5 protein-coding genes are annotated in these 13264 nt (G+C 63.9%); all 5 read right to left on the bottom strand.

Annotated features, from left to right (window positions below):
* Positions 1–4 precede the first annotated feature (4 nt).
* Positions 5–2953, bottom strand: a complete 2949-nt coding sequence (locus tag BLV20_RS09100; RefSeq protein WP_092300024.1) for an HD domain-containing phosphohydrolase — start codon at positions 2951–2953, stop codon at positions 5–7.
* A gap of 207 nt (positions 2954–3160) precedes the next feature.
* Positions 3161–5365, bottom strand: a complete 2205-nt coding sequence (locus BLV20_RS09095; RefSeq protein ID WP_092300021.1) for an ATP-binding protein — start codon at positions 5363–5365, stop codon at positions 3161–3163.
* An 8-nt stretch (positions 5366–5373) separates the two neighbouring features.
* Complete coding sequence (locus BLV20_RS09090) at positions 5374–6000, bottom strand: response regulator transcription factor (protein WP_092300018.1); 627 nt, start codon at positions 5998–6000, stop codon at positions 5374–5376.
* Positions 6001–6294: 294 nt separating this feature from the next.
* Entirely contained in the window at positions 6295–11253 is a 4959-nt protein-coding gene (locus BLV20_RS09085; RefSeq protein ID WP_092300015.1) for a hemagglutinin repeat-containing protein, read from the bottom strand.
* Between the two features lie 109 nt (positions 11254–11362).
* The gene (locus tag BLV20_RS09080) at positions 11363–13087 is read right to left on the bottom strand and encodes a ShlB/FhaC/HecB family hemolysin secretion/activation protein (protein ID WP_371914303.1); all 1725 of its coding nucleotides are present in this window, start codon (positions 13085–13087) and stop codon (positions 11363–11365) included.
* Between the last annotated feature and the right edge of the window lie 177 nt (positions 13088–13264).

Raw genomic sequence — 13264 nt, 5'->3', positions numbered from 1 at the left:
CCCGTCAGGCCCTGCGCCCGGCATTGTCCAGCAGCTGCCTGGGGTCCACCGCATCGATCTGCGCCGGTTGCATGAAGCGCTCGGCGTACTGCTGGTAGATCCCGGCCTGGATGAACAGCTCGAACAGTTCAGGATCGATATGGGCATTGCGGCACATGGTCGCCATGATGCCCAGCGCTTCGCTCAGGGTCTTGCCCTTCTTGTAGGGGCGGTCCGCCGCTGTCAGGGCCTCGAAGATATCGGCGATCGCCATCATTCGCGCCGGCAGGCTCATCTGTTCACGTTTGAGCTGCTTGGGATAACCGGTGCCATCCATTTTCTCGTGGTGGCCGCCGGCGATCTCGGGAATGCTGCTCAAGTGGCTGGGGAAGGGCAGGTGGTTGAGCATCAGGATGGTCTGCACCATGTGATGGTTGATCACGTAGCGTTCTTCCCGGGTCAGCGTGCCTTTGCCAATGCTCAGGTTGTACAGCTCGCCACGGTTGTATTTGTAAGGCGGGACATCGAGCTTGAAGCCCCAGGGATTGTCCGCCGGGATCAGTTCGGCAGGGTTGCGTTCGATCAGTTGCTCGGGCTTGTCGGCCAGCAAGTGTTCGGTGACGGGCAGGGTCGGCGCCGGTATGCGTTGCTGGCGCTGGTTTTCTTCCCAGGACACGCCCAGGCGGTCGTCCAGCGTCCGGCTCCAGGTGCGCTGGGCAATCCTCGCCAGCCGTTGCAGATCGGCCTCGCCCATGGCTTCGGTGCCCAGGTTGCAATGGGCGATAAAGGCAAAGTCGTCGTCCAGTTCCCACAGGCTGGCATCGCGGGTCGCGGCCAGGGAAACCTCATCGCCACCCTGGGCGCGAGCCTGCCAGTAGTCGATCCAGGCATCGCGCTTGAGTACCTCGACGCGGGTGCGGATTTCATGGATGCGGTCGTTCAGGGTTTCCAGCTTGGTGGCCTTGTCGACCACATACTCGGGGGTGGTGATCTTGCCGCAGTCGTGCAACCAGGCGGCGATATGCAAGGCCTCCCACTCATCTTCGCTGGGCTGGTAGGCGCTGAACGCCGGCTGCTGGCTGGCCGCGGCGGCCTCGGCGAGCATCAGCGTCAGCGCCGGCACCCGTTGGCAATGCCCGCCGGTGTAGGGGCTCTTGGCGTCGATCGCGCCGGCCAGCAAATGGATGAAGGCATCGAGCAGTTGTTTTTGCCTGTTCTGCAAGCGCTGGCTGTCGATGCTCACCGCGGCGGCGCCGGAAACTGCCTGCAGGAACGCGATGCGGTCCGGGCCGAGTTTTTCCAGGTCGGCCTCCTGGCCGCTGTCGGCCAGGAGCAGCACAAGGATGCCGACGGTTTCGTTGTGGCGGTTGTGCAGGCGGATACCGATCAGGTGCACGCTGGGGCAGTTCATCGCCAGCAGCACGCCTTGCAGGTCGGCCGCCTGCTCGAACCCCAGGGTCGTGACCAGGCTCTCGTCGTTCGCCAGTTGCCGCAGCCATGCGGGGCTTGCCTCGTGCTGGATGTCCTGGTCGCGGATGTCGAACGCCTGCAGGTCCTGGACAACACCGGCGATGATCAGGCCGTGGGGCTTGAGGTTCATACCATCGTTTTCGCGCAGGTAGATCAGCCCGGCCTGGGCCTGGCCGATCTTCATGGTTTCAACCAGCACCCGTTGCAGCAGTGGGTCGAAGCGGGTTTCCGCGGAGAGGCTGGCGGTGATCTGGAAAAAGCTGGCCAGGGTTTCCTTCATGCGGGCCATCGAGACGCTTAGCTGGTCGATTTCCAGCACGGGCGAGCGGCGCGTCAGCGGGTAGTCGAAATCGAAGCTGCGGATGGCATCGGCTTCCTGCACCAGGGCGCGCAACGGCCTGACCAGCACGCGCGAGGTCAGCCAGCCGAGCGGCAGGCAAAACAACAGAATGCCCAGGGTGATCAGCGCGCCTTGCCAGCGCATGCGATAGGCATCTGCCAGCAGCTCGTCCTCGGGCACCAGCAGCGCCAGTTGCAACCCAGCGGGCCCACCTTCCTGCAGGTGGCGGTTGGCAACTATCCATTGGCGATTCCCGAGCCGCAGGCGGTTGCCCTGGGCCTTGCCTTGCAGCAACGCGTCGAGAGCCGGGTTCAGGTCATTGGCGCGGATCAGCCGGGCGCTCTGTTCTTCGACGATCAGGCGACGGCTGTCCGGGTAGGCCACGGCGTCGCCGTGGCCATCCACCAGGGCAATTTCGGTGCCGGGCGTGACCCGATGCTTGGCCAGGGTGGCCGAGAGTTGTTCCAGGGTCAGGTCGGCCCCGATCACCGCATGGTTGCCGCTGCGGCGGGCGAGGGTGGTGCCGACGTTACGGGTCGAGAAAAAGACATAGGGCTCGGTGGTGATCTGATCGGTGTCGTCCTTGGCGCCGGCAAACCAGTTGCGGACGCTCGGGTCGTAGGATTCCTGGGGGTTGTCGCGGCGGCTGAGGGGACCGAGGCTGGCGTCGTAGAACAGCGACTGCGAATGCAGTTGCCCGGTGTTGCGGTCACGCTCGATGCTCCAGACTTCGTAGGCCGCGGCTTCAGGGGCCTGGCGAGCTTGTTTCAAAGCCTGGGTGCGCAAGGGCCGGACCATGAAAAAGTCCCCATCGGCATAACCCACATAGAGTGAGGCCAGGTCGGGGTTGTCCTTGAGCGATTGGCTGAAAGGCCCAAGCAGCTCCAGGCGTTGCTCGAGATCGCCGGCCTGGATGGCCGGGTTGACCACCAGCAGGCTGAGCAGATGGCGAATCGGTTCGTAGGTCGCCTTAAGGTCCAGCTGCACATCCTGCTCGATACGCTGGAACAGCTTTTCACTGCTGGAAAGGATGATGCGGGTGGTTTGCTGGTAGTTGAAAACGCCCAGCACAATGCCGGTCAGCAGGAGCAGGCAGGTAAACATCACGCTGATGTGCACATGGAGAGGAAATCGACGTTTATCGAGTGACAGCGTGCTCGGCATTGCTGCTTTCTCCAGGGGCGCGTGAGGCGCAATTCAACGTTTCAGCATAGTTAAGGCAGGTGCATTGTGCTCAGGGGAACGCGGCTACCGAGGCGTTGCGCGCATTGCAGCTGGTAGAAGACCTTGGGGCCGACCGACAGGATAGTGGCCTTTTGATATTTTTCCCGCAACTGGCCGCAATGCATAAGGTTGTGCAGGGCCAGGAACTCAGGTCGAGGCCGCGTCCTGTTGTTGATCGATTTGCCACGACAGGGCCCGTTCGAGCTTGAGCATGGCCTGTTCCAGGGCGGACCTGCGCAGTAACAGGGTGTGGCGATCCGCATCCTCCAGCACGGCCTGCTCGAGGCCTTCGCACTCCGCTTCAAGTTCCTTGGCCTGGACCATCAAGGCCGAGCCCTTGATCTTGTGCGCGAGCTCCGCCAGTTCCCGGGAGGGTTGCTCGCCGGGCAGGGCCATCAGTTGCTGGCGGTCGCGGTAGCTGCAATGCAGCAGTTCGGTGAGGATGCGCAGGGCAAATTGCGGCTTGCCGCGCGACAGGGTGTGCAGCGCGCTCAGGCTGAATACGCCGTTCCAGGGCTGCGGTTGCAGGTCCGCCAATTTATGGCCGAGGGTTGCCAGGCCGACCGGCTTGAACAGGCAGTCGTCGATGCCGGCGTGTTGGCACTGCGGTCTCGCTTCATGCCGGGCGCTGGCGGTCACTCCCAATATCCGGCAGGCCGCGCGCGGTTCCAGGCGTTCACGCTCGCGAATGGCGCGAATCAGGTCGTAGCCGTTGATGCCCGGCATGCTGCAATCGACGATGAGCAGGTCGAAGAACCCCTTGTTCCAATGCTCGAACCCTTGTTCGGCGTCATCGGCGGTACGGCAATGGTGCCCGAGGAAGCTCAGTTGTTCGCTCAGCAGCATGCGGTTCGCCGCATCATCGTCGATGACCAGGACGCTCAATGGCTGGGTGGCACGGGCGACCAGGGGTTCGACGACGGACGATGATTTGCGCGGAGGCTGACAGGCCAGTTGCAACAAGACCCGGACTTCCGTGCCTATGCCCGGCTGGCTGGTCAATTGCAGCGTGCCGTGCATCAGTTCGCAGAGGTGACGGCACAGGGGCAGGCCCAGCCCCGCGCCGTCCGATCTGGAAAGGCTATAGGCCTGCGCCTGGAAGAAGGGGTCGAACAGCCTGTGCCGGTCCTGCTCGTCGATGCCGATGCCGCTGTCCGTCACGTGCAGCATCAGCTGCACCTGTTGCGGCTGCGTGCCCGGTTGCAGATCGAACTGGACCCTGACCTGGCCCTGCTCGGTGAACTTGATCGCGTTGTGCAGCAGGTTGCCCAGGACCTGCTGGAAGCGCCGTGGGTCAAGCAGCACGTCGACCGCCTCGACACTGGAATGGAAGGTGGGCAGCAGCGTGAGGTTTTTCTCCCGGGCCTGGCTGTCGAACTCCTGGACGATGGATTCGACCAGCGCCCGCGGCTCGAGCCATTCGGGCGTCAGGACCAGGCGCCCGGACTCGATATAGGCGATATCGAGGGTCGCATCGACCAGGGTTTGCATCTTCCGCGCCGAGCGATACGCCATTTCAATGACCGGACGATCCCGCGCCTGGCTGTCGGAGCGTTGCAGCACTAGCTCCAGTGCGCCGATCAGGGCATTCGTGGAGCTGCACAGTTCGAGGCTGGTGTTGGCCAGGAAAGTGCTTTTTCCCAGGCTGGCCGCTTCGGCCTGTTCTTGGGCGGCCCTGAGGCTGTCGCTGAGCCGATGGCGTTCGCTGATGTCGATCCAGCCGCCAATGATGCCGCGGATCTCGCCGTTCGCGTCCCGCAGGGGCAGGATCCAGTGGTGGACGATCAGCTCCCGTCCGTTCAGGCGCAGTGGCCGGTCGCGCAGCAGGGGGCGGCCCTGGGTCATGACCCGCTGGTAGTCGGCGTGGTATTCGCGGGCTTGCTCGGGATCGTCCAGCTGCCCCTGCAACAGGGTTTTGCCGATCACTTCCTGGCGTCGAGCGGCGAAGCTCTCCAGGTAGCTGGCGTTGCAGTTTTGCAGCAGGCCCTGGCGATCGCGCACGTAAGCCGGGTGGGGCATGCCGTCGACCCAGGCCTGCATGAATTCGAGCTGGTGCCCGAGGTCACAGGCGGCCCGTTGCTGGCGGGCCAGCCGCCGGTGCAGCCAGGCATTCCAGCCCAGGGATGCCAGCAGCGGCACGCCGAGCCCCAGGCCCGCGAGCAGGAACAGCCCGCGATAGCCGTTACCGAGGGGCGGGGCGGCGGCCTGTTCGACGCAAGGGGCCGTATCGATGCAGGGAGGGCTGGCGGTTATTCCGGATTGCCGTTGCCCGGCCTCGACCAGGCCAAGAAACAGGGCCGCCGAAACTGCCGTGGCGATCAGGGTTAAATAATAAATAATGAGTTTGAACATTGTGTTTCTCACACCAGTTCGTGACGTTGTGCCAACTCGATAAGTTCAGCCATGGAGTGCGCACGAAGTTTGTGCATGATTCTTTTTTTATAGGTACTGACGGTCTTGCCACTGAGAAATATGCTGTTAGCTATTTGTGTACTGGTGCTGCCTTTGGCAAAAAGTTGCAACACCATCAATTCCCGATCGCTGAGCAACATCAAGCGGTTCAGTTCATTGTTTGCAATTTCATCCTGACGCGGCGTTTGCAGGGCATGGCTCGGAAAGTAGTTGTAGCCGCACAGCACCGCCTTCATGGCGCTGAGCACTTCGCTCAGGTCTTCGCGTTTGCACACGTAGCCGCAGGCCCCGGCCTGCAGGCAGCGCGCAGCGAACAGGGCCGGCGACTGCGCCGTCAGCACCAGCACCCGCAATGACTTGTCGAGGGCGCCGAAACGCAGCAGCAACTCCAGCCCGTCGAGCTTGGGGATGCTGATATCGAGCACGACCAGGTCCGGCATGCAGTCGCGAACCATTTGCAGGGCATCGACACCGTTATCGGTTTCACCGACGACTTTATATCCTTCATGTTCCAGCAACATGCGGATAGCCAGCCGGATAACAGGATGGTCGTCGATGATAAAAACAGAACTCATGGTCAAACCCGTGCGAATAAATACAAGGCGGACCTTAGCGCAGGCAGGACAATGGTTATATGTGGGTTAGGGCGGGGTACGGGACTATAAGGCAGTTCTTACATGAAAGACGGTTTCGGATTACAGCAGTTTTTCTGTTTAAAGTAGGAATCAGTATCCAACCATGTAAAAGGTAAGGAAATGTTGGGGTTTAATGCATTGTTTCCGGCGGGTAATAAAGACCGCGAGCCGGGAAGTCCGCCGGGCAAGGCTGCCCCCCTTTAATGGGGGGCAGCCCTTTACTCTACGCCTGCCTCAGGGCGTTTTCTGATCGATGCCGGCCTGCAGCAATTGGCTGTCGTTATGACCGCCGACCCGCAGCGGCCCCAGGTTGAACGATTGATCGTTGCGGGTGGCCTCGTCCTGCTTGCGGGTCAGCTCATCCTTGGCGCCGAGGGCCAGGTTGACCGGCGACTTGGACAGGTTGAGCCCGACGTCGGCGCGGTAATCCGAACCGGCCAGCGCGGTGGTCTTGACGGTCGAGCCGCCGAGGTCGACCTTGCCTTCGCTGGCGCTGATCCGCGCGCCGCTCAGCTGGGTTTCGCCCGACACCTGCAAGTTGACGCCGCGGCTACCGCTGATGCCTGAAGCCTCTGCCACGTTGTCCTTGCTCTGGTGGCTGACATTCAGGTTCAGGGTCGGCGTGTAGGAGGTGTTGCCGCTCTTGTCGCCGAACAGCACGCCTTCTGCGATGTTGCTCGCCTTGCTGCCGGCGCTGGTTTTCTCGCTGACGGCATAGCTGTCGCTGGTTTTCGGCCAGACCCGCTCCTTGAGCCCGGAGAAACGGTCGCCCAGGGCTTCGGTCTTGTCGGCGAGGTAGCTCTTGGCTTTGTCCACGCCGCGGCCGAAGGCGCCCTTGGGTTCCGGGTTGACGTCATAGCTGCCGCTGCGGGTGAGTTTCTCTCCCAGGCGCTCCTTGGTGGTCTGTGCCTTGTCCACCAGGTTGTCCTTGGCTGCAACCAGGCGTTCGGTGCCTTTGTCGACCACGTTTTCCAGCTTCTCGCGGTGCTTGTCGAAACCGCTTTCGGCCTTGGCCTGCAGCTTGTCCTTGAGCGGGCCGGTCTGCTTGGTCAGTTTGTCGACCACCCCAGGCTGGTTCTTCTCGGCGTCCAGGCGAGCGTCGAGGTTGACCGTGGTGCTGCTGAGCTGGTCCTTGCGGCTTTCCACCGTCAGCTTGCCACCGACCTGCCCATCGACCTGGTTGGCGTCGATGCGCGCACCCGCCAGGCGAGTGTCACCGCCGCTGACGAGCGTCACCTGGTCGGCCTTGATCAGGCTGTTGTGCTGGGTATTGCCGTGCAGTTGCGCGACGTCGATCTTGGCCCGGGCATGGATACCGTGGTCGGTTTTCGGCGAGTCGTGTTCGCCGGCGTCGGCGCGGGTGGTCTTGCCGCCGTTGCCTCCGGCGCCCAGGGTCAGGCCCCAGTTGTTGTGCGCCTGGGTGGATTGCGCCGACTCCTGGTAGATCCCGCCCTTGTCGGCGCTGAGGATGACGTTCTTGCCCTCGACCCGGGTGCCCTGCAAGTGCAGCGCGGTGTCGCTATCGGAGGCGCTGGCGAGTTTTACCTGGCCATTGCTGTGCAGTTGCCCGCCGATCTGGTTCTGGTCCTGTTCCGAGACCCGTCCGATGTTGAAGTTGGCGCTCAGGTTGGCGCTCTTGCCACTGCTCTGCTCGCTACTGGTTTTGCTGGCACCGGCGCTCAGCCCGCCACCGAGGTTGCTGCCCTGGCTGCTATGGCTGTCGACCGCGGCTTGCAGGTCGAGCTTGCCGCCGGCGTCCAGGCTGATGTCGCCGGTCTTGGCGATCTTGCTGCCGATGGTGGTGCCCTGGAGGATCAGGTCGCCGCCACTGGACAGTTCGATCGGGCCCTTGCCCTGGATAGTCGCCACCTGTGCCTGGCTGTCCTGTTGATCCAGGCGCTTGTGGTCCAGTTGCACGCCGGCGCCGAGGTTGAGGTTGTTGCCGTTGGCGCCCGGTGCGCTGCCGACGGTGAGCGAAGCATCGCCGCGCAGGCTGGAGCTGCTGCTGTTCTGGCGGTCATTGGCCTGGTTCAGCGCCAGTTCGCCGCCGCTGTGCAGCTTGACGCCGGCGTCGCCGCCGTCGAAGCGGCTGCCTTCGTATTGGCCATCGCCGTTCAGCGCGATGTCCACACCCTGTTTGCCGACATAGCTGCCGACCACCGCCTTGCTGCTGTCGCTGCGGATGTCGCTGCTGCCGCCAGCGCCGCTGCCACGCACGTTCACGTCTTCGCCTGTGGTGGTGTAGACCCGCACACCGGCCTTGGCGTCCAGCGCCTGCTCGCTGCTCTCATGGGTGTTGCTGGCGGCCTTGGCCACATGGCTGCCGGCGTCGATGTCCAGCTTGCCCTGGGTGGCCTGGTAGCGGCTGCCTTCATCCTGCAGCTGGCCGGCGACCTTGACTTCGACCTGGCCACCCTTGAACTGGCTGACCACGGCGTTGCTGCCTTGCTCGGTGTGCTGCTTGTTCTGGTGGCCGACTTCCACGTCCAGGCCGACGTTGGGTTGCTCCAGCGCATCGAGCAGGCCCGGTTGCTGGAACTTGCGCTGGGCCACGCCTTCGATGGCTTTTTCCACCGGGCGCGCAAGGCCCTTGTACTCGACGTTGGCGCCGATATCGGCGCTCCAGGTGTTTTCCTTGTGGCTGCTGGATTCACTGTTGTGCGCCGCGCGGTTGTCGACTTGATCGGCCTTCACCAGCAGCTTGTCGCCGGCCGTGACCTGGGCCCCTTCGGTCACCAGGGTGTTGCCGGCCTTGATGCTCAGGTTGCCGCTCGCGGCGATGCCGGTGGTGTTGGCGGTGCTGGTGTCGCGGGTGTCCTGGGTGCTGCGGTGGGCGAACTCGACGCCGTTGCCGGCGCGGTCCAGGCCACCGGTGTAGTAGAAGCCGCCACCGGTGGTGCGGGTATCGGTGCTGCTGCTCTTTTGGTCGTGATCGGCCAGCAGCTCGACCTGCTGGCCGCTGAGGCTGGCATCGCCGCCGGTGGCTTTCAGGTCGCCGCCCTTGATGCTCAGGTTGCCGCCCGCAGCCACTTGCAGGCTGCCGCCGCTGAGGCTCGAGCCCTGTTGCCGGGTTTCATCGGTCTTGACCGTCTGCTGCTGGTCTTCGTAACGCACGCCGGCGCGGTATTGCCGGGTGCCCGGGGCATTCTCCTTGGCGTAGGCATCGAAGCCGCGGGTGTGGGTGGTGCTTTCGCTCTGCGCGGTGTCTTGCGCCGAGTCGATCTTGATGTTGCCGCTGGCCTGGGCCTCGAGCTTGCCGGTCGCGGCCACTTGCGCACCGCTGATGGCGATGTCCTGGGCGCTTTGCAACTTGAGGTTGCTGTCCGAGCGCAGGTCGCTGGTGACGGTGGTGGTGTTTTTGAGGTTCTGCCGGCTTTCATCCTTGGTGATGCCGAAGAACTTGCTGTCCTTGCTGTAGCTGTTGTCGTGGGAGCGGTCCTGCACGCCGTCGATGGTCAGCGAGCCTTTTTCGCTGATGACGCTGGCCTGCTTGCCGCCACGGGCCTGGCTGCCGCTGATGCGGACCTCGTCGGCCTTGACGATCAGGTCGCCCTTGGCGTTGACCTTGCTGCCCTTGTTCAGCGTCTTGCCCTTGTCGCCGTCGCCGTTCTTGCCGAAGAAGCTGCCGCCGACCAGGTCGCCGGAATAGGACTTGTCGCTGTTGCTCTGGGTGCGGCTGGCGCTGGTGATTTCCACCTCGCGCCCGGTCAGCTGGATATTGTTGCTGGCCAGGTCCGCGCCCTGCAGTTGCAGCTGCTTGCCGCTGCTCAGGTGCAGGTCGTTGCCGGCCTCCAGCTGGCTGGTGATGCTGCGTTGCTCGCTGCTGGACTTGTCCCAGTCGGCTTTCCACAAGTGCTTGCGGTGCCGGCCCTGATCGCGCTGTTCATGGGTTTCGGTGGCGGCGGTGAGGCGCAGGTCCGCGCCGCTGTCGACCTTCAGGTTGTTGCCGGCCTTGACCTGGCTGGCCTTGAGTTCGGTATTGCCACGGGCCTTGAGCTCGGCATCGCGGCTGGCGGTCAGCTGGTTGCCGTGCTGGCGGCTGTCGCTGTCAGTCAGGGTGCGGTCGTAGGTTTCCCAGGTGATGCCGATGGTGCTGTTGCTCCATTGCTCGCGCTTTTCCTGGAGCTTGCGGCTTTCGATGGCGCTCAGGGTGAGGTTGCGCCCGGCATCGAGCTTGACGTCGCGGGCGCTGACATCGGTGGCGGCGAGGGTCAGGTCCTGGCCGCTGCGCAACTGCACGTCGCCCTGGCTGCTGTGCACACCGGCACGGGTCGCGTCGAGGCTGTCGGGCTTGGCCTGGCCGCTGATGTGCAGGTCGCCGGCGGAGGCGATATCGACACCGTCGCGGCCTTGGACCTGCACCGCGCCGACGCGCACACCGGCGCCTTCGGCGGTGCTGACAATGTTGATGCGGCCCGCCTGCATGGCGCCGAACAGGCTGGCGTCGATGCGTTGCTCTTGGGTGTTGCCGGCCGCGTCAGTGCTGAGCACCTTGCCGCTGGCCGGGTCCACGCGGTTGCGCCCGACGGTGAGGTTGAGCTGGTTGCCGGCGGTGAGGGCGCCCTGGCTGTCGATGCGCGGGGCGATCAGGTTGATGCCACCTTTGTCGTTGCGCAGGCCTTGGCCTTCGACCGTCAACTGGCCCTTGGCGTCACGGGTGCTCAAGGCTTGCAGCTTGCCGTCGTTGAGCTCGGGGCGGCCGACCAGCAGGCTGGCATTCGGCGTATTGATAAAGCTGCCGCCGTTGACCGAGATGCCGTTGGGGTTGGCCAGCACATAATCGGCGGCGCGGCCGAAGATCTCCTGGCTACCGTTGATCGCCGAGGCGTTGCGGCTGATTACCTCGTTGAGAATCACGCTGGCGTCCTGGCCATGGAACTGCGGGTTGGCGCCCAGTTGCCCGGCCAGTTGCGAGGCCCCCGATTGCAGGGAGTTGTTCAGCACCACGCCCTGGCGATCGACGTTGTAGTCGAGGAACTGGTTATGGGAAAGGCCGGAACCGTTAGGCGCGACGATGTTGACGATCGGTACGCCGTTCTGGTTTTGCAGCTGCGGGATACCTCCCGGCCCTGGGGCCACGGTGATACCTCCGGCCAGCGCCGGGGGCAGGTGGGACAGCAGAAGCAGGCTGGCAATGGCCCAGCGCAGTTTGCCCCGGGGGGACAGGTGAAACGCGGATAGGTTGTCGGGCATAAAAAGCTCTCTATGTGGGGGCCGAGTGGCAGTGCGCGCTGTTCGTTGCAACGCTGCATTCGTGCTCAGGTTCGGCAGTTTTTCAGGCTGATGCACGGTTCGGGGGACCTCAGATCTGCACACTCAGGCGTGTCAGCCAGGCGGGCGATTCATGGTGAAAACGTTCGGGTGTTTCCAGGCTGTGCTGGTAATCGACATCGACTTGCACGTTCTTCCAGCTCAGGTTCAGGCCGATGCTGGCGCTGCTCAGGCGCTCGCTGCTGGCGCCTTGTTGCGCCTTGATCCGGCCGTGGTCGAAGGCCAGGCGCGGGGTCAGCTTGAGCGGTAGATCGTTCTGCAACGGCAGGCGCAGGGTGTTGCGCCAGATCCCGCCGATGGCGCCCGAGGCGCTGTTCTCGCGATAGCCGCGCACGGCGGAGTCATCGGTGCCCAGCAGTTGCTCGATAGCGGGCAACGGGTCGGGGCTGTATTGCAGCGACAGCTGGCTCTGCCATTGCCAGGGCTGGCTGCCGAGGCGGCCATTGCGCCATTGGCTGAGGCTGGCGCGGTACTTTTGGAACTGCGCTTGCGGCAGGTTCTTCTGCACCTGCTGCGAGTCGCGGTCGGCGCCGAACCAGGTCAGGCCCTGGGCGTAGTTGAGGTCGAGGTTCCACACCGCGCTGTCGAGCCAGAACAGGTTGAGCCCGGCTTCGGCCACGGTCAGGGTCGGGCTCTGGATGCCCAGGCGGACCTTTTCCAGGTAGCTGTCGACATCCTTGTGGGCCAGTTGCAGGTTGGCGCTCAGCTGATGCCCCTGGTCGCGCCACAGCACGCGGTCGGCACGCAGGCTGAGCAGGTCGGTGCGGCCGCTGTTGTAGAAAGTCACGCTGCTGAGCTTGAACGGCGCGCGGTATTCGGCATGGCTGGCGAACAGGCTGTAGGTCCAGTAGCCGTAGGGAATCGAGTAGAAAACGCTGGCGCTGCGGCTGTAGCGCGGGCCGTGGTTGAGGGTGTCGCTGAAATTCAGGTTGAGCGCGTCGTTGAGTTGCAGCGGGCTGTCGAGGCTCAGGTTGACGGAGTTGCGATCGCGCCCGGTACTGGCGCTGCCGAGGTTATCCACACCCAGCCCCAGGGCCCAGCGTGAGGCGGCGCTGCTGCGTGAGCGCAGGATGATACGCGAGGCGCCGGGCTGGCTGCCGGGGGCGATGTCGGCGGTCAGGTCGAGGGAGCGCAGGCGGTTGAGCTGGTCCAGGCCCTGTTCCAGGTCGCGCAGGTTTAGCGGCTCGCCGAGCATGCCGGGAAAGGCCCCGGCCAGGGACACCGGCAGGCTCTGGTCGGCCAGCTCCACGGCTTCGACATAACCTTCGTCGACCACGATATCCAGCGAATGACCGTCGGCCGGCGCGCTGCTCAGGTAAGGGCGGCTGGCGATGTAGCCGGCGTCGACATAGGTCCGGGTGATCTGCGCCAGCAGGCGGTTGATCGCGTTCACCCCCATGCAGGGCGCGATATAGGGTTCGAGCTGGCGGTTCAGGCGGTCTTTCTTGAACAGCGTGACGCCGGCGATGCGCGTGCCGCTCAGGGCCCAGCACTGTTCGTCCTTGCCACTGTGGGCAGCCTCGGCGGGCGTGACCGGCGGCGCGCCGAAGCTGCCGCGCTGCAACTGGCGCTGGCGCTGTTCCAGTTGCAGTTGTTGCAGGTCACGCTGTTGCTGTTGCTGCAGGCGCAGGGCTTCCTGGCCTGGCTGTGGCATATCGGCGGCAGCCACCGGCAGGGCGGCGGCCAGCAGCGAAAGCAGCAGCCAGCGGCGGTGATTGGCGTGACAGCCTGGGCGACTTGAGGACGTATGCGGCACTCGACATCCTTAATAATGGAAAACGGACGAGGAAGTGCAGTGCAACAACTGATCGACACGACTTGCAGGCCGTGTACTCACTTCCATTTTTACGCTTGAGTCCTGGGGATGCTCTTTGTTACGGCGCGAAGTGAAATTATTTTAGAAATATCTTCTGAACTAACGGCTGGGGCTGAA

Source organism: Pseudomonas sp. NFIX28 (assembly GCF_900107395.1).
Lineage (GTDB): Bacteria > Pseudomonadota > Gammaproteobacteria > Pseudomonadales > Pseudomonadaceae > Aquipseudomonas.
This window is presented reverse-complemented; position numbering and strand designations above follow the sequence as displayed.

Bases quoted from the DNA above. Each gene is read 5' to 3' on its own strand.
- BLV20_RS09100 (WP_092300024.1), bottom strand. From the start codon at position 2,953: ATGCCGAGCACGCTGTCACTCGATAAACGTCGATTTCCTCTCCATGTG.
- BLV20_RS09095 (WP_092300021.1), bottom strand. From the start codon at position 5,365: ATGTTCAAACTCATTATTTATTATTTAACCCTGATCGCCACGGCAGTT.
- BLV20_RS09090 (WP_092300018.1), bottom strand. From the start codon at position 6,000: ATGAGTTCTGTTTTTATCATCGACGACCATCCTGTTATCCGGCTGGCT.
- BLV20_RS09085 (WP_092300015.1), bottom strand. From the start codon at position 11,253: ATGCCCGACAACCTATCCGCGTTTCACCTGTCCCCCCGGGGCAAACTG.